This is a genomic window from Rothia uropygialis, from assembly GCF_004137765.1.
Lineage (GTDB): Bacteria > Actinomycetota > Actinomycetes > Actinomycetales > Micrococcaceae > Rothia.
On sequence record NZ_NOIS01000004.1, the window covers coordinates 366,526 to 388,505 of the forward strand.

The following is a 21,980-nucleotide window of genomic DNA, read 5'->3' on the forward strand; positions in this document are numbered from 1 at the left end:
CGAACCAATGATTGACTTTTTCAACTAATTGCGTTTAGGTGACTGCAGATGTCAGCCAAATCACATGAGGAGTGGATATGACGTTGCAGGACAAAGCCATCATCGTGACCGGAGCGGGAGCCGGGCTGGGCTTGGCCTACGCTCGTGAGATCGCACGCGAGGGGGCCAGCGTGGTCGTCAACGATGTGGACCAGAACGTTGCGGACACTGCTGTTTCCCGCATTCGGGAAGAGGGCGGGAAAGCCGTCGCGTGCGCCGTACCGGTGGGCACCACCGACGCCGCCAGGCTGTTGGTCGCTGCCTCACTCAAGGCCTTCGGCCGTCTGGACGGACTGGTGACCAACGCCGGAATACTCCGGGACAAATCTGTCCTCAAAATGAGCGACGACGACTTCGACTCCGTGATTCAAGTTCACCTGCGCGGAACGTTTACCTGCGTTCGAGAGACCTACCGACACTTCAAGGAAAACGGTGTCCAAGGTTCCATCGTCTGCATCGGCTCTCCAACCGGTCAGCGCGGCAACTTCGGCCAAACGAATTACGCCGCCGCCAAAGCAGGCATCATCGGCATGGTCCGAACCTGGGCCCTGGAAATGAAGAAAGCCGGCGTGCAGATCAATGCCGCAATACCTGTGGCCTCGACCGCCATGACCCGCACCGTCCCCTATTTCCAGAAAGCCATCGAGGCCGAGGATCGGCAGCGCCCGATGCCCGCGTTCTTCCGCCATGACCTAGGGTTCGGCACCGCGGAGGACGTCGCCGGCCTGGTGGCGTACCTCGTCGGCGGGGATCTGGGCGAGACCGGCCAGGTACTAGGCATCGGCGGTGACCGGTTGCAGGTGTGGACGCACCCGCTGCCAGAGGCCACCGAGTACCACGACGGCGGCTGGAATTACGACGATCTGGCCAAGGACCTTCCGACACTAGTCAGTGCACACCGCCAGCCCGTCGGCGAAGAGTTTCTGCCTTTGCCCGAAGACCTCCGACCCGAGGAGAGCTGATCATGTCTCGCTACGAATGCGCCGTGGACCCCGCACACGTCTCGGCCATCGACATCCATACCCATATCGAGGAAGACTCTCACGGACACCAGTCGATGCCACGGGAATTCATCGCTGCCTCGGAAAAGTACTTCAGGTCCGGGGACCGTACTCCGCGTCTGGAGACCATCGCCCGGAGGTACAGGGATTGGGGCATGGCGGCCGTGGTATTCACCGTTGATGCGGAAACCGCACTTCATCACGCCCCCATCAGCTCCGAAGAAATCGCTGAGCAGGCCGCGGACCACGCTGACGTTCTGATCCCCTTCGGCTCGGTGGACCCCCGCAAGGGTGAAGCAGCAATAGAGCGGGCCCGCACGCTCGTGCACGACCGCGGTGTCATGGGCTTCAAATTCCATCCCTCGCTCCAGGACTTCGATCCTTCGGATGAGAGCTTCTATCCTCTGTGGTCCGCGATCACGGAGCTCGGCGTCCCGGCGCTCTTCCATACAGGCCAGAACGGTATCGGCGCAGGCATGCGTGGGGGCGGCGGAGTCAAAGCGCGACTGTCCCATCCGATGTTGTTGGACGACGTCGCAGCGGATTTTCCCGATCTCGACGTGATCATGGCCCATCCGTCGGTTCCATGGCAGGAGGAAGCCAACTCAATTGCCACGCACAAGACCAATGTTCATATCGACCTGTCCGGCTGGTCGCCGAAGTATTTCCCGGAATCCCTCGTCCGGGCCACCAACCGATTCTTTCCGGACCGCGTACTTTTCGGCACCGACTACCCCCTTATCCAACCCGATGCTTGGCTCAAAGCCTTCGAGAAACGGGAATTCCGCGAGGACATCCGCGAGGACATCCTCAAGAACAATGCGGCTCGCCTTCTGGGATTGACGCCGCGCGAGAACCCCGGGCAGGAGGCTTGAGATGTCAATGACCGCAGATCCGACTCGGACGCTTTTTCCGCTGTCCGACCCGCTGGGAGTCTCCGCCTCGCTGAACGATAGCGAACGCGGGCTCCTCCTGACCCTTCAGAAAACCCTCGAGCGCGATATCGCACCCCTTGTCAACGAGGCATGGGACCAGGCGCGCTTCCCACAGGACATCGTGCAACCGCTCGTGGACCTGGATCTGGTGGAACCGGCGGCCCTCGACGCCGACCCCCGCCCCCTGTTCCGCGGATTCCGATGCTTCACACTGGCGCGAACAGACGCCTCGGTGGCAACGTTCCACACGGCTCAAGCAGGTTTGTTCCGAACCGCTGTGCTCGAAGGCGGAGACAATCAGATGGTCACCGAATGGCGTCCCAAGATTGCTTCCTGGGAACGCTTCGGAGTCTTCTGCCTCACCGAGCCCGAGCACGGTTCCGACGTCGCAGGCGGATTGGCCACCTCCGCCCGGCGCGAGGGCGAGACCTGGCGACTCAACGGGACCAAACGGTGGATCGGCGCGGCCACTCAGGCCGATTGGCTGGCGGTCTTCGCCCGTGACGACGCCGATGGCCAGGTCAAGGGTTTCCTGGTTCCCAGCGATGCGCCCGGTGTCAGTATGGAGACCATCTCCGGAAAAAGCGCATTGCGCATCGTGCAGAATGCGGAAATCACGCTGGAGGACGTGTCGGTTCAGGAATCCTTGCGCCTGAAGAACGTCCGTTCCTTCAAAGACGTGGCGAGGATGCTGCGCCTGATGCGTTCGGACGTCGCGTGGATCGCAGCCGGCGTTGCCGCAGGGGCGTTCGAGGCGGCACTGCGTTACGTGGACCGGCGCCGGCAGTTCGGGGTACCGCTAGGGTCCTTCCAGCTGGTCCAGGAGAAGCTCGCCCGGATGCAAGGCAACGTCGCACAAGCACTGTCACTGTGCGCTTCCTTGTCCGAGGCGCAGGAAAACGGCACCTACCGAGACGAGCATTCGGCCCTCACCAAATCGACCGTGTGTCTGCGCATGCGCGAGACCGTTGCCCTGGCCCGAGAAGTCTGCGGCGGAAACGGAATCACGTTGGAGGCCGACGTCGCCCGGTACTTTGCGGATGCCGAGGCCATTTACTCCTACGAAGGGACGCACGAGATCAACAGCCTGATCGTGGGGCGCGCGCTGACCGGCATCGGCTCGTTTCTGCCTCGCACCAACAAATAGCATCACCGGTCTCCAGGACGAAGGAGTTCTCATGACCACCATTGAATACGGAATCGGAACGTACCCCGCGCGCCGCGCCAAGATCCGCGGGGAAGATACCGCCTTCAGCTTCGAGGGAACCGATACGACGTACGCGGAAGTCGCTGAGCGGGTCAACCGGCTGGCCAACGCTCTCAAGTCTCTCGGCATCGGCCCGGGCGACCGCGTCGCGTACGCCGGGTTCAACCACCCGGCACTGCTGGAAGTCTTCTTCGCGGCGACGCTGATCGACGCCGCATGTCTGCTGATCAACCCGCGGCTCGCGGCTCCCGAAGTCGAATACATCCTGCGCGATTGCACGCCCACGGTGGTCTTCTACGGCGAGGACCAGGCCCAGAGTGCGGACCAATTGCGCACGCCTCTGGGCCCGGACATCACGTGGTTCGGGGTAGACGAGGGTGAGTACGAGCCATTGGTCGCCAGCGGTGGGACCGACGACGCGGCCATTCCACTCGACGAGAACGATACGGCCCTGATCATGTACACCTCGGGGACCACCGGAAGACCCAAAGGAGTCATGCTCAGTCACCGGGCCCTGCTCTTCCAATATCTCAACGCGCTCATCGGGGAAGACTTTCGGCAGAACGACGTCAACCTCTCTGCAGCCCCGCTGTTCCACATCGCTGGTTTGAACATGCTGGCAGTCCCCACGTTCATGATGGGCGGACGGATTCTCATCCATCGACGGTTCAAAGCGGCCGATGCACTCAAAGCCCTCACGGAACACCGGGTGAACACGGCGTTCATGGTTCCGGCGATGCTCGATGCGCTGTCCCACGAAGAAGGGTTCGACGCAGCGGACTTGTCGATGCTGCGAAATCTCATGGTCGGTGGCGCTCCGTTGCCCGAACGCATGTTCCGCACGTGGGCGGCCAAGGGGATCTCCATCAGCCAAGGATTCGGGATGACCGAGACGGCCCCTGGCGTGAGGATGCTCGATCCGCGAGACGGCATAGTCAAAGCCGGCACGGCGGGCAAAGAGCACTTCTTCACCGAGTCGCGCATCGTCGATCTGGACGGCAGGGATGTGGCATCCGGTGAGGCAGGGGAAATCTGGGCCCACGGCCCAAACCTCATGAGTGGTTATTGGGGAAAGCCGGAGGAAACCGCCTCGGTGCTGCAGGACGGCTGGTACCACACCGGCGACGTCGGAAGCGTAGACGACGAGGGCTATCTGCGCGTGCACGATCGCATGAAGGACATGTACATCTCCGGCGGAGAAAACGTATATCCGGCCGAGGTGGAGAACGCCCTGCTCAACATCCCGGCTGTCTCGGAAGCGGCCGTGATCGGCGTCGAGGACGAGCGATGGGGTGAATCCGGAGTGGCCTTCGTGGTTCTAGAATCCGCGGCAAGCCACACCGGGGACCAAATCCGCGAACGCTTGGCAAAGCGCCTGGCCAAGTACAAGATCCCCCGCGAAGTCCTGGTGGTCGGAGAGATGCCTCGGACCACCACGGGAAAGATCCAGAAGAACATTTTGCGCAAGACCTACTGATCCCCACGGGATCACGACAACAGCACAACCTCAGGAGACCACCATGGCCATCGTTAACACCACTCTCGCCGAGCTCAAAGACCTCGTGGGGAAAGAACTCGGCCCCTGCAAGGCCCAGAGAATCACCCAGGAGCAGATCAATACGTTCGCGGATGCCACCGGTGACCACCAGTACATCCACGTCGACCCCGAGCGCGCCAAGAACGGCCCGTACGGGACGACGATCGCCCACGGATTCTTGACGCTGTCCCTCACCCTGCCGATGTTTGCCGAAATCCTCGACGTCACGGACGTTTCCACCAAGATCAACTACGGCTTGGAGAAGGTTCGTTTCCCTTCTCCCGTCAAAGTCGGAGACCAGGTCTCCATGACCTCGACTCTCGCGGAGGTCAAGGACATCGAGGGCGGGGTCCAGGTGGAGATCGACAACGCGGTGACGTCCGAGGGCGCGTCCAAACCGTCCGTCGTCGCCCGGTCCGTCTTGAGGTTCTACTCGTGATGCCACGGCGTCAGACAGCAGAGAGGCCAGATGAAAAATGAGTACCACCGCTTCGGAGGCCCGAGCAGAGCGACTCGGCACAAGGGACAAACAACGCGAAGCTCGAAGAGTCATTGCGTCGAGCTTCATCGGCAGCACGATCGAGTTCTACGATTTCCTGCTGTACGCGACGGCGACAGCGTTGGTTTTCCCGCATGTCTTCTTCACGAACTTGGACCCACTGGCCGGAGCTATCGCCTCGGCCGGCACATTCGCCGCGGGTTACATTGCGCGGCCCCTGGGCGGAGCCGTCTTCGGTCACTTCGGTGACCGTCTCGGTCGAAAGAGGATGCTCGTACTGTCGATGCTGTCCATGGGGTCGGCATCGACGCTGATCGGGTTGGTACCCGGCCAGGCAAGTATCGGCTCTTGGGGTGCGATCATTCTGATCGTCTTGAGGGTCCTTCAGGGAATCGCAATCGGCGGTGAATGGGGAGGTGCCGCGTTGATGGCCCTCGAACATGCAAAAGGGGGAAAGCGAGGCTTCGCCGCCTCCTTCACCAACGCCGGAGCGCCCATGGGCGCCGCTCTGGGCACCACCGTGATGGGACTTGCGAACCACTGGACCGGGGATGCCTTTCTGGAGTGGGGATGGAGAATCCCGTTCCTGCTGAGCGTGGTTCTGCTTGCGGTCGGAATCTTCATCCGGTCCAAAGTCTCCGAATCCCCGATTTTCAAGGAAGCGGTGGAGGAAGAGGAAAAGCTGGGCGACAAGCCTAAACTGCCCATCTGGCAAATTCTCCGTCGCCCGAAGAACCTGATTCTGGTAATGCTGGGCGGGGCAGGCGGTTTCGCCCTGCAGGCGGTGATCTCGATCTTCGCCATCGGGTACGCGGTCGACAACGGCGCCGATCGTTCCCTGGTTCTGTATCTTTTCGCTCTTGCCTCCGTGATCAGCATTCCGTGCGTGGTCGGCTGGGCCCGACTCTCCGACGTGGTGGGACGCAAGCCGATCATGATCGCGGGAACCGTCATTTACCTGGTGCTGATTTTTCCCATGTTCGACTGGTATGCGTCGGGCAACCCTGGGTTGATTTTCCTCGCCATGGTCGTCGGCCTGTGTTCTCACGCGGCGATCTACGGGCCGCTGGCAGCGTTCGTATCCGAACAATTCGGAACCTCAGCGCGGTATACGGGCGCGTCCATGGGCTACCAGTTGGCCACACTCATCGGGGCGGGTTTTACGCCCACCATCATCACCTCGATCTTCGCCAAGTCCCAGGGCGAGATCGCACCGGTGCTGTGGTACCTGATCGCTTTGGGAGGAGTCTCCGGGCTCTTCATTCTTCTGACCCGTGAGTCGAAGAACAACGATTTGGAGGCCTACGAGCACTGACACCGGTGAAAGCAGATTGCCCTTGCACGTGATGAGCTGCGGGGTGGAAAGTCCGGAATAGAAACTCTCGCCGGCCGGTTGATCCAAATGTGAGCACTCGTAAAAATATCGGTTTCCTTTCCTTCGGCCATTGGACGCCGCATCCCACTTCGGCCACTCAGAGCGGGGCCGATGCCCTTGTGCAAAGCGTCGACTTGGCCGTGGCCGCCGAAGAGCTGGGGGCCGACGGCGCTTACTTCCGCGTCCACCACTTCGCGCGCCAATTGGGTTCGCCTTTTCCACTTTTGGCCGCCGCAGGCGCCAGGACGAGTCGCATAGAGCTCGGTACGGGTGTGATCGACATGCGATACGTCAATCCTCTCGCTTTCGCCGAGGACGCCGGGGCAACGGACCTCATCGCCGGCGGACGTCTGCAACTCGGCATTTCGCGGGGCTCGCCCGAACAGGTCATCGATGGGTGGCGCTATTTCGGCTTCGAACCGGAGGACGGCGAATCCGACGCGGACATGGCACGCCGGCACACCGAGGTCGCCCTCGCGGCTGTGTCGGGCAAACAGTTTGCGCGCCCCAACCCGCGGCCGATGTTCCCGAATCCGCCCGGCCTTCTGCGCGTAGAACCCTATTCCGAAGGGCTCCGCGAACGCATGTGGTGGGGCGCCGGATCCGATGCGACTGCACGCTGGGCAGCCAAGAACGGCATGAACCTCATGTCCTCTACGCTCAAGGACGACGAGTCGGGCGAGCCCTTCCACGTGCAACAGCGCAAGCAGATCGATGCCTTCCGAGATGAGTGGGTCCAGCACGACCACGCCTTCGAGCCTCGCACTTCCGTCTCCCGTTCGATCTTCGCGATCACAAATGACCAGGACAGGCGCTATTTCCTGGGTACCGGAGAACGCGATGACCAGGTCGGGTACATTGACAGCACCCGATCCGTGTTCGGCCGCTCCTACGCGGACGAGCCCGAGGCCCTCATTGAGCAGTTGCGCGGCGACGAAGCGATCCAGGCCGCAGACACTCTCCTGCTGACCGTGCCGAATCAGCTCGGCGTGGATTACAACGCCCACGTGATCGAGTCGATCCTGACCCACGTCGCCCCGGCATTGGGGTGGCGCTAGCGGCCGGAGACGGGCCGCCCTACCCGAAACTCATGGTCCCCGCGCGCCGGGCAACACGAGGGGCGTGCATATCAGGCAACCTGATTACCCGATGTGCAGGCCCGCGTCCGGGATACGGACTCGTTGCCTCGACGCGCAGGGAATGAGAGAGCGTGATTCTAGATCAGCTCAGGCGGTACCACAGGTTATTCCACCAGTCGACGATCCGCTCCCACCAGGAGGCGTACCACGGCTTATCCGGCTTGGGCTTCACTGGCGTCGGCTTCGGCTTTACGGGCGTCGGCTTCGGCTTCACGGGCGTCGGCTTCGGCTTCACAGGCGTCGGCTTCGGCTTCACAGGCGTCGGCTTTACCGGCTGAGGTCCTGGACTCGGCTTTTCAGGTGCGGGAGCCGGGGGTGCAGGCACCACTGGGGCGGGAGTCGGCTTGGGCTCCGGAGTGGGTTTTGGTGCGGGCTTCTCCGGGGCAGGCGCAACGGCATCGAACGCCTTTTGGGCATCGATCAGCCCGGTGCCACACCCACGCTCGCAGGCCACGCCCATCGGCCTGGCGGAAGACTTCAGGACTTCCTTGGTGCGAGCTGGCGTCAGCTCGGGTGCCACCGACTTCATCAGCGCAACAACCCCACTGACATGAGGCGCGGCCATCGAAGTTCCCTGGTACCAGCTGTAGACGGGCGCAGCGGGCGTCGTCGTTCCGGAGTTGAGCGTAGAAAGAATGCCGCCTCCCCGGGTTCGCACGTCGCCACCCGGTGCCGTGATGTCCACGGTAGATCCGAAGTTCGAGTAGTAGGCCAGCTCACCCTTGGCGTCACTCGCCCCTACCGTCACAACGTTCTCGCAGTTCGCCGGCGAGAACCCTGCGGTATCGGCTGTGCTGTTCCCTGCGGAGACGACCACAGTGGTCCCACGTGCAACGGCCCCGTTAACGGCGTCCTGGTAGATCCTTCCGCATTGTCCGCGGCCACCCAGAGACATGTTGATGACCTGAGCGGGCTTACTGGTCATCGGGACGCCGGGAACCTTACCTCCGGAAGCCCACGTGATCGCATCGGCGATGTCGGAGGTCCACCCACCGCATTTGCCCAGAACACGCACAGGCTGGATCTTCGCATGGGGCGCAACCCCGGAGATCCCCTGGCGGTTGTTCTGTAGGGCGGCTATGGTCCCGGCGACGTGCGTGCCGTGCCACGAGGAGCTCCTGGGTTTGTTGTCTCCCGTGCATTCGTTCGCGCCGTACCAGTCCCCTTGGTCATGAGGGTCAGAGTCTCTGCCGTCACCATCCCGAGCGGAGCCAGGGTCGGAAATGAAGTCATAACCGGGAATCACGTTGTCCTGAAGGTCCGGGTGATCGGTTATCCCCGTGTCCAGCACCGCCACGGTGACGTCCTTGCCCGTAGACCTCTCCCATACGTCGGGAACGTTCGCACCCCACTCGCCGTGAAGGCCCCACAGGCTGGTGTAGAACTCGTCGTCGGTTGGTCCCGGGGTCTTCGGCGCGTCGGTGGCTTTCGCGATTTCGGACGTCTTCAGTGCGTCCTCGTCAATAGTCACCCGCGAATCCCGCTTGACGTAGTCGACGGCGGCATCGCTCTCCAAGGAGCGGATGAATTCGCCGGACTCGCGCTGGTCCAGTTTCTCTTCGGTGACGACGACGAAGCGGTTGTCGGCACCCTCGCGAATCTCAGTCGCTTCCGTGCCCGTGGACCGTTCCGCGTCGCTGAGGATCCGGTCACGCTCCTCGGCCGGGTGGTAGCCGTCTTTGTACTTGACGACGAACCTGTCGGCCTCGCCCTGATTCAGGTCGAGCCGGCTGTCCTCAATCAGCGACTCCGCGGACGCGGACGAAGGGGCGTCGACGGCTCGGGCTGCCGTCGTCACCCCCGTGGCCGCACCGAACGAGCCCGCGATCATGGTCGCGGCGGTCAGCGTGCATGCCCACCGGCGGGCAAATCCGGGGACAGCAATGAATGAACGCCTACGTTTTATCTTGTCCAAAGGGACTTTGTCAGAGTTTTGCATTTCTTATCCTCAGCTAAGCGATGACTGATGACGAAACCGCTGCGGAATACCGGACTGGTTCGCAGCGGTATCGGACGGACAGATAGGTTCGTCACGTCCAAAAAGAAAAGTACAACACTTGCAGAGAAAAGTTAAAATCAAAAGAATAGCTTTGGAATTATATCGGAATGAAACACAATTCGGGATATCGATGAGGGCCGGGCGGCAGAAGGAAACGGCACACTCGCACGACCCCCAAACACACAGAATCGACGTCCGTATTCGACTCTGGTGCGACGACTCCAGATCACCCGCGAGCTCGCGGAGCAGCTGTGGGGCATAATCACTCCAGGCGCGGGCCCAGGGCGTCCACCGAGCGAATACTTCTGCGATCAAAGCCACCGCTACGGACACAGCATGCGGGCATTATCCCGGCAAGAATGTTTTCGACGGTTTCTTTCTCGCGTCTTCAAGGCAAATCACCCGGAGCAATGGGTGCTCAAAGGCGGGACCGCGATGTTGGCTCGGAAAGGCCGAAGAGCGGGCCCTTAGTCGATGAACTTCTCCGCCAGCCCCCGAGAGGCCTGTGTCAGCAGTTGAACATCCGCGCCGACCAGTACGAATGACGCACCGGCGTCGAGGTATTTCTGTGCCTGCTCGTGATCGAACGCGTTGACGCCGACCCTTTTGCCCGCGGCACGCACCTTGTCGAAGACCGACAGAACGGCGGCGGTGACGTCCGGGTGGGTCTGCTCCCCCAGTACCCCCATCGACGCGGCCAGGTCGGACGGGCCCACGAAAATCGCGTCCACGCCATCGACCGCCGCGATCTCCTCGGCGTTGGCCACGGCGGTCTCGGATTCGATCTGCACGGTGAGCGAGATGGTCTCCTCTGCCCTGCCGAGATACCCCTCAACGGCTCCCCAGCGAGAGGCCCGGGCCAGGGCCGAGCCGACGCCGCGCACCCCGCCCGTGGGGTATCGAACGGCTTCGACGGCCCGCCGCGCTTCCTCGGCGGTATCGATCATGGGGACCAGGAGGTTCTGCGCACCCAGATCGAGGAATTGCTTGATGAGCGCGGGATTCAGCTCGGGGACTCGAACCATCGGCGTCGTCGGATATGCGGCGAGTGCTCGGAGCAGCGAAGCGGTGGTTTCCAGCCCGATCGGAGAATGCTCCCCGTCCAGCAGGACCCAGTCCAATCCCGAGCACCCGGCGATTTCCGCCGCGACCGGGGAGCCCGAACAAACCCACATGCCCACAAGGGGCCGGTCCGCGGCGTCCAGCGCGCTGGCGAAGGTTTCCGGAAGTTCTACGCGAAACGGCATGTGATGGACCCCAAATCTCCGTAATCGGCATGAACGGTATCTCCCTTCTCAACCCACATCGGGCGAGTGAAGGAACCGGCGAGGATGATCTCCCCCGCCTTGAGCGAATCCCCGTGATCGGCGAGTTTCCGTGCGAGCCAGACGACGCCGGCCGCCGGATGGTTCAGCACCGCCGCCGCGACACCGGTCTCTTCGATCGTCTCGTTGCGGTACAGCATCGCAGAGACCCACCGCAGGTCCACGGCATCGGGGGCCACCGGGCGACCGCCCAGGGCCATGGCGCCGAGGGCCGCGTTGTCGCTGATGGTGTCGACGATCGTGCGACCTTCCATCTCGACGCGCGAACTCAGAACCTCCAGAGCCGGAGTCACGTATTCAGTGGCCCTGAGGACGTCGTAGATCGTGACGTCAGGACCCTCAAGGTCATCCTTGAGCACGAATGCGAGCTCGACCTCGATGCGGACATTGGAGTACTGACCGTGGTCGATCACCGAACCGTTCTCATAAACCTGATCGCCGAAGATCGTGCCGTAATCCGGTTCGGTAATCCCGGTGGCCTGTTGCATGACCTTGGAGGTCAGGCCGATCTTGCGGCCGACGAGTCGGCGACCCGCCTGCTCACCGCGACGTCGCCATTCGTTCTGTACCGCGTACGCATCCTCGACCGTCATATCGGGGAACCGAGCGGTCAGCCGCGGAATCATCCCGCGGGATTCCTCCGCCGAAGCGAGCTCGTCCGCGATCGACGTGAGCTGTTCGTTCTCGAGCATTTCTCTCCTTCAATGCATTCCGTATCGATGCATTCCGTGGATGGTGCACGGGCGCCGCCGCCGGCAACATAGGCGGGCGGCGGAGCCCATCGGAGCGAGTTTCTTTAGACTTGGTGCCCCAGTTTGAAGCCCTTGGACGCCTGCCCACGGTAAGTGCCTTGTTCGTCGTCGGACCGCGTGTAGGAGAATCCATCCGCGCCGATCGTCACGTCCATCTCCGACTTGTCGTCACGCTCACGGACTTCTTGCGGATTGCCGTCGAGGTCCAGAACCAAGGACGCCTCGGTGTACCACGAGGGCACAACGGGGTTGCCCCACCAATCACGTCGCTGGTTGTCGTGGACGTCCCAGTGGACCACGGGGTTGTCCGGGTCGCCGGTGTAGTAGTCCTGGGTGTAGATCTCGATGCGGTGGTCATCCGGGTCAAGGATGTACAGGTAGAACGCATTCGACACCCCGTGGCGGCCTGGGCCGCGCTCGATCCGGTCCGAAAGACGGAGGGCGCCCATCTTGTCGCAGATGTAGAGAATGTTGTGCTTCTCGTGGGTTGCGAAGGCCACGTGGTGCATCCGCGGACCGTTTCCGCCGGTCATGGCAGTATCGTGCACAGTCGCTTTGCGACGCATCCACGCGGCGTATTCGGTGCCTTCCGAATCCGAGATGTCCTCGGTGATCCTGAATCCCAAGCCTTCCATGTACCGGCAGGCCCGCGGAACATCCGGCGTGACCTGGTTGAAGTGATCCAGACGCACCAGCGCACCGGCCCCGTACAGGTCGTAACGCCATGCGAGACGCTCCACGTGCTCGACCTCGTAGAAGAATTCGTACGGAAAACCGAGGGGGTCCTCGACGCGGACCGCGTCACCAATGCCTTTGACGAAGCCGTCGCGACGTCGCTCGGTACGGCAGCCCATTTCCTTGAAGTAGGCCTCGGCTTTGTCCACGTCTTCGGGCGTGCGCACACGGTAGGAGAACGCGCGCACCGCGGCCACCGGACCCTGACGGATAATCAGATTGTGGTGGATGAACTCCTCCATGGACCGGAGGTAGATCACCTCGTCGTCTTCTTCCGTCACGACAAGGCCCAAGAGGTCTACGTAGAATTCGCGGGACTTCTTCAGATCGGTCACGATCAGTTCCATGTACGCGCAACGAAGGATGTCCGGCGCCGGGACCGAGGGGGCGGGAATCGGGTTATCGACTGTTTCTGTCATCTCAAGCGTCCTTGCTCTATCGATGGGTTGGTTAGGAGGCCGGGCGCACGTGCCAGGCCATTCGGGCGGCCGCAAGCTCTGCGGCCGAAAGGGTCACTCGGCTTTGCCGAAGACCGGGTTGTGCACTTCACCGAGGTTGATGTGAACGGCCTGCTGGTCGGTGTAGAAATCGATCGAACGGTAACCGCCTTCGTGTCCAAGACCGGAAGCCTTGACACCCCCGAACGGCGTGCGAAGGTCACGCACGTTGTTGGAGTTGAGCCACACCATCCCGGCGTCGACGGCCTGAGAGAAGTTGTGCGCCCGCTTGAGGTCGTTGGTCCAGATGTATGCGGCGAGCCCGTACTTGGTGTTGTTGGCCAGCTCCAGAGCCTCTTCCTCGGTATCGAAGGGGGTGATCGCGACGACCGGGCCGAAGATCTCTTCCTGGAAAATCCGCGCGTCCGAGGGGACATCCACGAATACCGTGGGAGCCACGAAGTTTCCCTCCTCGAAGCCTTCGGGACGGCCCCCACCGGCGACCAAGCGGCCCTCGGACTTGCCGAGTTCCACATAGCTCATGACCTTTTCGAAATGCTCCGGGTGCACGAGCGCACCGACCTCGGTCGTGGATTCGGAGGGCAGGCCGACCTTGACCCGCTTGGCCTGTGCGGCATAGCGCTCGACGAATTCGTCGTAGACGCCGCGCTGCACGAGAATGCGAGAACCGGCGGTGCACCGCTCGCCGTTCAAGGAAAACACGCCGAAGACGGTCGCGTTGATCGCGGCTTCCAGATCGGCGTCGTCGAAGACGACCGCTGGCGACTTACCGCCCAGCTCCATCGACAGGCCCTTAAGGTACGGTGCAGCGTTGGAGAAGATCAACTGGCCGGTCTTGGACTCGCCCGTGAAAGAGATCAGGGGAACGTCCGGGTGCTTGACGAGGGCATCGCCCGCATCTTCGCCGAAACCATTAACCAGGTTGAAGACCCCCTCAGGAAGACCGGCCTCCTCGAAGATTCCTGCCCACAACGAAGCCGAAAGCGGGGTGAACTCTGCCGGCTTGAGGACCACGGTGTTGCCCGTAGCGATCGCGGGCGCGAGCTTCCAGGATTCCAGCATGAACGGGGTGTTCCACGGCGTGATCAGGCCCGCGACACCGATGGGCTTGCGATTGACGTAATTGGCCTGGCGTCCGGGGACCTTGAAGGCATCATCGTGCTGGGCAACGATCAGGTCCGCGAAGAAACGGAAATTCTCAGCAGCGCGCCGCCCCTGGCTCAGGGCCTGCGTGATCGGCAGGCCCGTGTCGTAGCACTCCATCTCTGCCAGCTGGTCGCCGCGTTCCTCGACGATGTCCGCGATCTTGTTCAGAATTCGCGCACGTTCCCGAGGGAGCATCTTGGGCCAGGGGCCTTCGTCGAACGCCTTCTTCGCCGCGGCGACTGCGTCGTCGATGTCGGCTTTCTTGCCCGCGGCGGCCGTGATGTACGGCTTGTTCGTCACGGGGTTGATCACGTCGAAGGTCTCGCCGTCCTTGGAATCAACCGATGTCCCGCCGATGTAGTGGCGGATGGTCTCCGGGAGATCCTTGGGCTGGGCAGTGGATGTGGTGTTTTCGGTTGTCATATTGCTCCCTTCGATCAGGAATTCGTGGTGAAGTCTTCGGAATCTGTGGTCGAGTGCTTGTTCTTCAGGTAGCTCGTCAGGGTGTTCTGGCGGTGTCCGCGTGCGGCCCGCTCGATCTCCACACTGCTGGCCCCGTTCTCGATGAGTTCGAGCACGTGGGCGTGTTCTTCGACGGATTCGCGAGCACGCCCGGGAACGAAGGAGAACGTCGAATCGCGCAAGTGACCCAGTCGCTCCCATTCGGCACTGACCAATTCGGTGAGTCGCTCATTGGGGCACCGGGCGAAGAGAACTTGGTGGAACTCGTGGTTGGTCTGGGTGAATGCATGAGGATCGAAGTCGTCCAAGGAAGCCGCGAGGCGGTCGTTGAGTTCGCGTGCTCGACGAAGGTCCTCCTTGCCGAGGTTCGGTGCGGCGAGCGCGGTTGCCGCACCTTCCAGAATTCCCAAGGTCTCCATCGACGAGCGGTACCGGGATTCATCGACCATGGCCACCTGGGCACCGACGTTGCGCTGGAAAGTTACCAGCCCTTCCGCCTCGAGCTGCCGAATGGCCTCTCGTACCGGCACCACCGACATATCGAGTTGCTGGGCGATGGTGCTCAGAACGAGCCGGTATCCCGGGGTGAATTCCTGCCGCGAAATCTTCTGTTTGAGCCACTGGTAAGCCCGCTGCGCTTTGCTCAAGCCGCTCGACGGAGCCCGGGTCTCCTGGGTCTGGATCATGCGCGATCTTCCTGGTTAGTGGCGGAATCCTCACGGGAGGACAGCCATGTCTGGTACTGCTCTTTCCACTGTCCGACCGGCGGGAACAAACCGTCCACCGGATTGCCCTCGGCGACCCGTTCTGCAACCCAGGCGTCCTGGGTCTCCTTGGCCTCGGCCCCGGACACCACGTCTTCGACCAGATCCTGCGGGATCACGATGACTCCGTCGTCATCCCCCACGATCACATCTCCAGGCAAGACGGTCGCGTTGCCGCATGCCACCGCGACGTCGGATTCCCACGGAACGTGCTTTCGACCCAGCACTGCCGGGTGGGATGCGGTTGAGAACACCGGTAGACCGATGTCCCGGACGGCAGCCGAATCACGAACCCCACCGTCGGTCACCACGCCTGCGGCCCCGCGGCTCTTGGCCCGCAGCGCCAGGATGTCTCCGAGGGTCCCCGAACCGGATTCTCCGCGCGCTTCGATCACGATGACCTCACCCGGACCGACGGCGTCGAACGCCTGCTTCTGAGCGTTGTAACCGCCGCCGTGTTTTGTGAACAGGTCCTCGCGGGCAGGGACGAACCGCAGGGTTTTGGCCACCCCCACGAGCTTGCTTCCAGGGATCGAGGGCCGAACACCCTCGATGCTGACCTGGTTCAGCCCACGTTGCCGAAGTTGGGCCGAGAGGCCCGCGGTCGGCAATTCAGCGAGTCGTTCTCGCAGGTCGCCGGGAAGTTCACATGAATCCGCCGGCGCGGGGAGTCCGGCCGCTTCGCGGGAGCCCCAAGCTTCTTCGCGCTGCTTGTCGTCCACGGAGGGCAGAGCGCCCAGGGTCTCGTCGAATTGTCCTGTTCCTTCAACAATGCGCGTCGACAGCCGCCCGGAGGTGGGGGCACCGGAGGCGCTCGGCGCATCCACCTCGACCTCGACGACGTCACCTGGCTGCACAACGCTCGATCCTGCGGGCGTTCCGGTCAGGATCACGTCGCCGGGGTCGAGCGTGACGTGCTGGGAAAGGTCGGCGACAAATTGTGCGAGAGGGAAAATCAACTGATCGCGAGAGGTGCCATCTTCTTGGACCAGGCTTCCGTTGACCCAGGTACGCACCCGGAGCGCCGTCGGATCCACCTGACGGGCATCGATCAGGTCAGGGCCGAGCGGTGTATAACCGTCACGACCCTTATTCCGAAGGTTCGAACCCTTGTCCGCCGCGCGGTAATCGTAAATACCGAAATCGTTGGAGGCCGTGACCGAGGCGACGTAATTCCAGGCTTCCTCGAGCGCCACATTGCGCGCTTGCCGGCCGATCACCAGGGCGATCTCGCCTTCGAAAGCCAAGAGCTCAGTTCCTGCCGGACGCTCGATCTCGGCGCCGGATCCGGCCAGGGAGCTCGCGGGTTTCATGAAATAGGAAGGATTCGCGGGACGTCGGCCTCGTTGTGCAGCGCGCGACTCGTACGCGACGTGAACCGCGATGATCTTGCCGGGTTGCACCGGAACCTCGGCGACGCCGCTCTTCTGCCGGTTCGCCGCCTGCTCGGGGACCTCATACGGGGTGGACATCCAGCCTCCTCATTGACGCTTAACTCATGTCAGATCGTATATCATTTCAGATTTGGCAACAAGTACCCCGCGTCACATTCGCGGTGGAATTCGGGGCCGGGACGCCCGGCAGAGGCGACGCCATTGACGACCAGAAGCGCGTCATTCCGCACAAAACCACCACCCAATCGATCACCCACCCGGAACCGCCAGCGCGAGAACTCGACGTCATCGACGTCTCACCTTGACCCGATGATGGGATCGTATATCATACGAAATCATATACTTCGTATCCTGGATCACATTACCTCCCGGATTACCACGCTGACACTCAGTGCCGCACCAACCCCGCACCGTAAGACAAAGGAGTCTGAGATGACGGCCCAACATGACCCAACCACAACCACGGCCGCACTGCGCACCGTCGAGCAAGCCAAGGAACAACGTCGTGTGATTGCCGGAACGGTGATCGGAACGAGCATCGAGTGGTACGACTTCTTCCTCTACGCCTCGGCCGCCGGACTGGTCTTCGGCAAACTGTTCTTCGGACCACTGGGCCCGCAAGCCTCCGTGATCGTGTCCTTCATGAGCGTGGGCCTCAGCTTTCTCTTCCGACCTCTCGGCGCATTCATCGCCGGTCACTTGGGCGACAAGTGGGGCCGCAAGCGAGTTCTGATGGTCACCCTGATCGGAATGGGCGCCTCGACCACATTGATCGGAGTTCTTCCGACGCACGCGAGCATTGGCGTCGCCGCCCCCATTCTGTTGATCCTTCTGCGCCTGCTCCAAGGCGTCTCCGCAGGTGGCGAATGGGGCGGAGCTGCCTTGATGGCCGTGGAACATGCGCCCGTGGATCGCCGCGGCCTCTACGGCTCCTCGCCGCAGATCGGCGTCCCCCTCGGACTGCTCATGGCGTCGGGAATGCTGAGCCTCATGTCAGCCATCGCCCCGGGTGATGCCTTCATGGAATGGGGATGGCGCGTTCCGTTCCTGCTGAGCGTGGTGCTCATTGCCATCGGATACTGGATTCGTCACGGGGTGGAAGAATCACCCGTTTTCACGGAAATCGCTGAGCTCAAGGACGAGCGCAAGGCCCCCATCGGTGTCTTGTTCAAGAAGCACGGCGTCCTCGTCATTTTCGCCGCGTTGATCTTCGCGGGCAACAACGCCGCCGGATACATGACCACCGGCGGATTCATCCAGAGCTACGCGACGAATCCGGACGGTCCCCTCGGGTTCGAACGCGGCCCAGTACTTCTTGCCGTCACCGGATCCGCGGTCACGTGGCTGATCTTCACGCTGATCGCCGGGTGGGCGTCGGACAAGATGGGTAGACGCAACTCCTACATCCTGGGCTGGATCCTCCTCTTCGCAGGAATTGTGGCCCTCTTCCCCATCGTCAACACCGGAAGCATCGGAATGCTGTTCTTGGGCCTGACCATTCTGACGATTGGGCTCGGATTCACCTACGGCCAGCAGTCGGCGACGTACACCGAGCTCTTCCCCGCCTCCGTGAGGTTCTCAGGAGTCTCGATCTCGTACGCGATCGGCGCGATCGTCGGCGGCGCCTTTGCACCGACCATCGCCCAAGCACTGCTGAACGCAACCGGCAGTACTCATTCCATCACCATCTACTTGTGCATCATGGTGGTCCTGGGAATGCTCGCCACGCTCCTGCTCCGGGACCGCACGGGCATTCCCCTGGGTCACGGCAGCGAAAAGGAACAGTCGGTCAGCCCGCTCGTCTTCGCCAAAAAGTAACACCCGACGAGTCCCCGAAACGCCCCGTTTTCCGAGCAGAAGCGGGGCGTTTTGAGCGCGTGGGACCAGGGCCTTCGATGCGGTCCGACTGCACGGCGTGGTTTAGTATCGCTCAGGTCACGTTTGTTGTCCCGGCACAAAGGCAGTTATCCCATGAGCACAGCATCCAGCGAAGGCACACACCTGACGCGAACCCTCACCCTTCCTTCGCTTGTCCTTTTCGGGCTCGCCTACTTGGCGCCCTTGATCGTTCTGGGCATCTTCGGCGTCATCGCCGAGACGACGGGTGGGGCGGCATCGTCCGCGTACCTCGTGGCCCTCGTGGCCATGATGTTCACCGCCCACAGTTACGGTCGCATGGCAATCGCTCACCCAGTTGCGGGTTCCGCGTACACGTATGTGCGGCGCTCGATCGAGCCCCGCACGGGATTCCTGGTCGGCTGGACCATGTTGCTGGATTACCTCTTCTTGCCACTGGTCATTTGGCTCATCGGCGGGTCGTACCTGACGGCGCAGTTCCCGTCGGTGCCGATCGGGATATGGATCGTGATGTACATGGCGATCACGACCGCGCTCAATATCCTCGGAATCAAGGTCGCCGACAAAGCCAATTTCCTTCTGATGGCCTTTCAGATGTTGGTCATTCTTTTCTTCGTGGCACTGTGCATCGCTTCGGTCGTCTCAGACCGGGGCGCAGGTTCATTGCTCAGCGTGCAACCGTTCGTGAACTCGACTACCAGCATTACCGCGATCACCAGCGGAGCAGCCATCGCGGCGTACTCGTTCCTGGGCTTTGACGCGATCACAACTCTCACCGAAGAAACGATCGAGCCGAAGAAGAACATGCCTCGGGCGATCCTCCTGATTGCCCTGATCGGCGGAGCGATCTTCGTCGTGGTCTCCTACGCCACGCAGCTGGTCCACCCCGGCGGCAATTTCCCTGATCCCGACTCGGCCGCGAGCGACGTCGCCCTGCAGATCGGCGGCTCCCTCTTTGCGGCGATTTTCCTTGCCGGGCTCGTGATCGCCCAATTCGCATCCGGTATAGCGGCACAAGCCAGCGCCTCGCGCTTGCTCTACGCGATGGGCCGCGACGGCACGCTCCCGAAAAAGATCTTCGGCCGGCTCAACAGCAAGTTCCACACCCCGGTCATCAACATCGTGATCACCGGGGTGATCGGCCTGGGCGGAATGCTGATGGACGTCGCGACGTCGACGTCGTTCATCAACTTCGGCGCCTTCATTGCCTTCACCGCAGTGAACGTCTCGGTGATCTTCTACTTCTTCAGGCAACGGCGTCAGGGCAGGCACCACAACGTCATTGCCTACGTCTTGCTCCCCATCATCGGGGCGATCATCAGCGTTTTCCTCATCACGCAGCTCGACGTCCATGCGCTCACGGTCGGCATCGTCTGGTTCTGCCTCGGCGTCGTCGTGCTGGGGTTCATCACCCGAGGCTTCAGGAAGGCTCCACCGGAAATGTCGGACATCTAGAAGTCCGCTTGGGGATATCCGCGAGATTGCACCTCTTATAGGGTGAGGCCATGCGCAGGCTCCTTCCGCTCTCCGCCCACATACGCCTCCTGTATTCCCTGGTGCTGGGGGTTCTGACGGCGTTCTTCACGACGCTCGGCGCGGACGTGAAATGGGGAGTCCTGGTGGGCCTGACCGTCGTGGCACTGGCTTTCGTGACGCTCAATGGGGCCATCCTGTGGCCCATGGACGCGGACGAGACACAACGGCATTCACTGCGCGAGCAGTACAACCCGGTGTTGGAAGAGCTCCTGATCACCATCGCCGCGGTCGTCAGCATGGTAGGAATGGTCATGGTCATGGTCATCGACGATTCGGGCCGCGGTTCCCTCGCCGCCCTCATAGGCTTGGCCGGGGTTTTTCTCTCTTGGGCGATGCTCCACGTGATGTACGCGACCCAGTACGCCCATTTCTATTTCAGCGGCGACAAGGCAGGGGGCCTGGATTTCGGGGAGCCCGGGAAACCCTGTTACGTCGACTTTCTCTACTTCAGTTTCATGGTCGGCATGACCTATGGAACCACCGACGTCGGAGTACTGACGAGCAGACTTCGCGCCATCGTGCTGCGCCACGGGCTGCTGTCCTTCGTTTTCGGTACCGTGATTCTGGCGACGGGCGTGAGCCTCGTGTCCGGGATCTTCACATAGGATCGATGGCCCGCCGGACCTCACATGCCTTGGGTGATGATATCCAGGACGTCGTTGTAATGTGCGCTCCCGGGCTTGAGGAATGAGCCGTGAGTATCTCCGGACATCAAATGAAGGCCCGCAAGGCCACCGGCCTGCTGAACCGCCTGGATGTACCGTTGCGAATTCTGCCAGGCGACCACCGAGTCAGCGGTGCCGTGAACCGCGGCCACGGGAATTCCCGTATCGATATTCTGTATGGGATCGACCTCTGCATACCGGGCGGCTACCCGAGACGGGGGACCGCCCAATGCGTTGTACATGTCCTCGCCACTTCTCTTGGACGCGTAGGTCATGTCCAGAGGTCCGGACAGAGAGACAATCCGATCCGGCCGGTACTTCGGCCGTCCGCCCAATCGATCCCCGCGACCGGCGCCGCGGGTACTCGCCCAAACGGCCAGTTGGGCTCCGGCGCTGTGTCCGACCACTTCCGACCGTCCGGACAGCTCCGCGTGATTGTTCATCAATTGCGGTACGTAATCCAGGGCCGAGGAGACGTCGGTGAAGGTCGTCGGCCAGCCCCCGCCGGAACCGACGCGTCGGTACTCGATGTTGTAGACCGCCACACCACGAGCCGCAATTGCTCGGGCATACTTGCTGAATTTGTCCGCGCCAATGGAATGATGCCACGCCCCTCCATGGACGAGAACGACCATGGGAACCGTCTTTTCTTTGTGAATCCCGCCCGGTAGATACAAGTCGCCCCAGTTCTGGGATGGATCTGCCTGCCCCTGCACAGGGTAATTGATCCGTTCAACCTGCTGCCCGCTTCTTTCCGCCACGGGCTGTTCGGCCAACGCCACGACGGAATTCTGAACACTCAGATGTGGGGGCTCGTCGGATGAATGAGCTGTGCACGAGACGAGCAGCAGAACCACCACGAAAACAACTATGGTTCTTCCGGTTCGCACTCTCCACATAGTCACAGGCTGGTCGACCGCCACTAGGGTCCTTTCCACAAAAATTCAGCGAACTGGCCCTCGAAATCCCTTCGCGACGTGCCCTCACGATGTCTCCGAACACGACCCTGCAAATAGAAGCTACACGTCGGCGTAACTTCGATATACACATCATTGACCGATTACCAACGTTAACTTTCCGGCATAGACCGGACAAATCAAAATTTGAGGTATCTTCACTGGTAGTACCCAGGTTTTTCCGCCTCAACGGCCAAAC

At 61.8% G+C, this 21,980-nt stretch carries 19 protein-coding genes; 11 read left to right on the top strand and 8 right to left on the bottom strand.

The window, feature by feature from the left end; all coding sequences use genetic code 11:
* Positions 1–77 precede the first annotated feature (77 nt).
* The 7 genes from EWV35_RS10945 to EWV35_RS10975 all read left to right on the top strand — a co-directional run bounded on the left by EWV35_RS10945 (position 78) and on the right by EWV35_RS10975 (position 7,651).
* Positions 78–1,001 carry an SDR family NAD(P)-dependent oxidoreductase gene (locus EWV35_RS10945; RefSeq protein ID WP_129661797.1) on the top strand — a complete coding sequence of 308 codons (924 nt, stop codon included), beginning with the start codon at positions 78–80 and terminating at the stop codon, positions 999–1,001.
* Positions 1,002–1,003: 2 nt separating this feature from the next.
* Complete coding sequence (locus tag EWV35_RS10950; protein WP_129661799.1) at positions 1,004–1,915, top strand: amidohydrolase family protein; 912 nt, start codon at positions 1,004–1,006, stop codon at positions 1,913–1,915.
* 1 nt (position 1,916) lies between these two features.
* Positions 1,917–3,122 carry an acyl-CoA dehydrogenase family protein gene (locus EWV35_RS10955; RefSeq protein ID WP_129661801.1) on the top strand — a complete coding sequence of 402 codons (1,206 nt, stop codon included), beginning with the start codon at positions 1,917–1,919 and terminating at the stop codon, positions 3,120–3,122.
* Positions 3,123–3,153: 31 nt separating this feature from the next.
* Positions 3,154–4,659, top strand: coding sequence for an acyl-CoA synthetase (locus EWV35_RS10960; RefSeq protein WP_129661803.1), 1,506 nt, complete (start codon positions 3,154–3,156; stop codon positions 4,657–4,659).
* Between the two features lie 43 nt (positions 4,660–4,702).
* Positions 4,703–5,158, top strand: coding sequence for a MaoC family dehydratase (locus tag EWV35_RS10965; protein WP_129661805.1), 456 nt, complete (start codon positions 4,703–4,705; stop codon positions 5,156–5,158).
* Between the two features lie 37 nt (positions 5,159–5,195).
* A complete protein-coding gene (locus EWV35_RS10970; protein ID WP_129661807.1) occupies positions 5,196–6,533 on the top strand; it encodes an MFS transporter in 1,338 nt (445 codons plus the stop codon).
* An 89-nt stretch (positions 6,534–6,622) separates the two neighbouring features.
* Positions 6,623–7,651: an LLM class flavin-dependent oxidoreductase gene (locus EWV35_RS10975; protein ID WP_129661809.1), complete on the top strand. Its 1,029-nt coding sequence runs from the start codon at positions 6,623–6,625 to the stop codon at positions 7,649–7,651.
* 163 nt (positions 7,652–7,814) lie between these two features.
* Here the strand turns inward: EWV35_RS10975 and EWV35_RS10980 are convergent, their stop codons facing one another.
* The 7 genes from EWV35_RS10980 to EWV35_RS11010 all read right to left on the bottom strand — a co-directional run bounded on the left by EWV35_RS10980 (position 7,815) and on the right by EWV35_RS11010 (position 16,845).
* On the bottom strand, positions 7,815–9,671 hold the full coding sequence (locus tag EWV35_RS10980; RefSeq protein ID WP_238654424.1) for a S8 family peptidase: 1,857 nt from the start codon (positions 9,669–9,671) through the stop codon (positions 7,815–7,817).
* 527 nt (positions 9,672–10,198) lie between these two features.
* Entirely contained in the window at positions 10,199–10,978 is a 780-nt protein-coding gene (locus EWV35_RS10985) for an HpcH/HpaI aldolase family protein (protein ID WP_129661811.1), read from the bottom strand.
* Complete coding sequence (gene hpaH / locus EWV35_RS10990; RefSeq protein ID WP_129661813.1) at positions 10,963–11,748, bottom strand: 2-oxo-hept-4-ene-1,7-dioate hydratase; 786 nt, start codon at positions 11,746–11,748, stop codon at positions 10,963–10,965. The genes EWV35_RS10985 and hpaH overlap by 16 nt, the downstream gene beginning before the upstream one ends.
* A gap of 104 nt (positions 11,749–11,852) precedes the next feature.
* Positions 11,853–12,962 (bottom strand): 3,4-dihydroxyphenylacetate 2,3-dioxygenase, encoded by a 1,110-nt coding sequence (gene hpaD / locus EWV35_RS10995; RefSeq protein ID WP_129661815.1) that lies wholly within the window; start codon positions 12,960–12,962, stop codon positions 11,853–11,855.
* A 93-nt stretch (positions 12,963–13,055) separates the two neighbouring features.
* Positions 13,056–14,570, bottom strand: coding sequence for a 5-carboxymethyl-2-hydroxymuconate semialdehyde dehydrogenase (gene hpaE / locus EWV35_RS11000; protein ID WP_129661817.1), 1,515 nt, complete (start codon positions 14,568–14,570; stop codon positions 13,056–13,058).
* A gap of 14 nt (positions 14,571–14,584) precedes the next feature.
* The gene (locus EWV35_RS11005; RefSeq protein WP_129661819.1) at positions 14,585–15,295 is read right to left on the bottom strand and encodes a GntR family transcriptional regulator; all 711 of its coding nucleotides are present in this window, start codon (positions 15,293–15,295) and stop codon (positions 14,585–14,587) included.
* Positions 15,292–16,845 (bottom strand): fumarylacetoacetate hydrolase family protein, encoded by a 1,554-nt coding sequence (locus EWV35_RS11010; RefSeq protein WP_129661821.1) that lies wholly within the window; start codon positions 16,843–16,845, stop codon positions 15,292–15,294. Before EWV35_RS11010 ends, EWV35_RS11005 begins: the two co-directional genes overlap by 4 nt.
* A gap of 26 nt (positions 16,846–16,871) precedes the next feature.
* On the opposite strand from EWV35_RS11010, the gene EWV35_RS11015 reads away from it, so the two are divergent.
* The 4 genes from EWV35_RS11015 to EWV35_RS11030 all read left to right on the top strand — a co-directional run bounded on the left by EWV35_RS11015 (position 16,872) and on the right by EWV35_RS11030 (position 20,765).
* Positions 16,872–17,072 carry a hypothetical protein gene (locus EWV35_RS11015; protein ID WP_129661823.1) on the top strand — a complete coding sequence of 67 codons (201 nt, stop codon included), beginning with the start codon at positions 16,872–16,874 and terminating at the stop codon, positions 17,070–17,072.
* Positions 17,073–17,199: 127 nt separating this feature from the next.
* Positions 17,200–18,585, top strand: a complete 1,386-nt coding sequence (locus EWV35_RS11020) for an MFS transporter (RefSeq protein WP_129661825.1) — start codon at positions 17,200–17,202, stop codon at positions 18,583–18,585.
* A 153-nt stretch (positions 18,586–18,738) separates the two neighbouring features.
* Positions 18,739–20,079 (top strand): APC family permease, encoded by a 1,341-nt coding sequence (locus tag EWV35_RS11025; RefSeq protein ID WP_129661827.1) that lies wholly within the window; start codon positions 18,739–18,741, stop codon positions 20,077–20,079.
* 50 nt (positions 20,080–20,129) lie between these two features.
* Positions 20,130–20,765 carry a DUF1345 domain-containing protein gene (locus tag EWV35_RS11030; protein ID WP_129661829.1) on the top strand — a complete coding sequence of 212 codons (636 nt, stop codon included), beginning with the start codon at positions 20,130–20,132 and terminating at the stop codon, positions 20,763–20,765.
* Positions 20,766–20,785: 20 nt separating this feature from the next.
* Here the strand turns inward: EWV35_RS11030 and EWV35_RS11035 are convergent, their stop codons facing one another.
* Positions 20,786–21,724, bottom strand: a complete 939-nt coding sequence (locus tag EWV35_RS11035) for an alpha/beta hydrolase (RefSeq protein WP_129661831.1) — start codon at positions 21,722–21,724, stop codon at positions 20,786–20,788.
* Positions 21,725–21,980: the final 256 nt, after the last annotated feature.

What these genes read in the sequence shown, in the direction of transcription:
- EWV35_RS10950 (WP_129661799.1), top strand. Translation starts at nt 1,004, where the DNA reads ATGTCTCGCTACGAATGCGCCGTGGACCCCGCACACGTCTCGGCCATC.
- EWV35_RS11035 (WP_129661831.1), bottom strand. Translation starts at nt 21,724, where the DNA reads ATGTGGAGAGTGCGAACCGGAAGAACCATAGTTGTTTTCGTGGTGGTT.
- EWV35_RS11005 (WP_129661819.1), bottom strand. Translation starts at nt 15,295, where the DNA reads ATGATCCAGACCCAGGAGACCCGGGCTCCGTCGAGCGGCTTGAGCAAA.
- hpaE (WP_129661817.1), bottom strand. Translation starts at nt 14,570, where the DNA reads ATGACAACCGAAAACACCACATCCACTGCCCAGCCCAAGGATCTCCCG.
- hpaH (WP_129661813.1), bottom strand. Translation starts at nt 11,748, where the DNA reads ATGCTCGAGAACGAACAGCTCACGTCGATCGCGGACGAGCTCGCTTCG.
- EWV35_RS10985 (WP_129661811.1), bottom strand. Translation starts at nt 10,978, where the DNA reads ATGCCGTTTCGCGTAGAACTTCCGGAAACCTTCGCCAGCGCGCTGGAC.
- EWV35_RS11025 (WP_129661827.1), top strand. Translation starts at nt 18,739, where the DNA reads ATGAGCACAGCATCCAGCGAAGGCACACACCTGACGCGAACCCTCACC.
- hpaD (WP_129661815.1), bottom strand. Translation starts at nt 12,962, where the DNA reads ATGACAGAAACAGTCGATAACCCGATTCCCGCCCCCTCGGTCCCGGCG.
- EWV35_RS10965 (WP_129661805.1), top strand. Translation starts at nt 4,703, where the DNA reads ATGGCCATCGTTAACACCACTCTCGCCGAGCTCAAAGACCTCGTGGGG.
- EWV35_RS10945 (WP_129661797.1), top strand. Translation starts at nt 78, where the DNA reads ATGACGTTGCAGGACAAAGCCATCATCGTGACCGGAGCGGGAGCCGGG.
- EWV35_RS11010 (WP_129661821.1), bottom strand. Translation starts at nt 16,845, where the DNA reads ATGTCCACCCCGTATGAGGTCCCCGAGCAGGCGGCGAACCGGCAGAAG.
- EWV35_RS11015 (WP_129661823.1), top strand. Translation starts at nt 16,872, where the DNA reads ATGTCAGATCGTATATCATTTCAGATTTGGCAACAAGTACCCCGCGTC.
- EWV35_RS10960 (WP_129661803.1), top strand. Translation starts at nt 3,154, where the DNA reads ATGACCACCATTGAATACGGAATCGGAACGTACCCCGCGCGCCGCGCC.
- EWV35_RS10955 (WP_129661801.1), top strand. Translation starts at nt 1,917, where the DNA reads ATGTCAATGACCGCAGATCCGACTCGGACGCTTTTTCCGCTGTCCGAC.
- EWV35_RS10970 (WP_129661807.1), top strand. Translation starts at nt 5,196, where the DNA reads ATGAGTACCACCGCTTCGGAGGCCCGAGCAGAGCGACTCGGCACAAGG.
- EWV35_RS10980 (WP_238654424.1), bottom strand. Translation starts at nt 9,671, where the DNA reads ATGCAAAACTCTGACAAAGTCCCTTTGGACAAGATAAAACGTAGGCGT.
- EWV35_RS11030 (WP_129661829.1), top strand. Translation starts at nt 20,130, where the DNA reads ATGCGCAGGCTCCTTCCGCTCTCCGCCCACATACGCCTCCTGTATTCC.
- EWV35_RS11020 (WP_129661825.1), top strand. Translation starts at nt 17,200, where the DNA reads ATGACGGCCCAACATGACCCAACCACAACCACGGCCGCACTGCGCACC.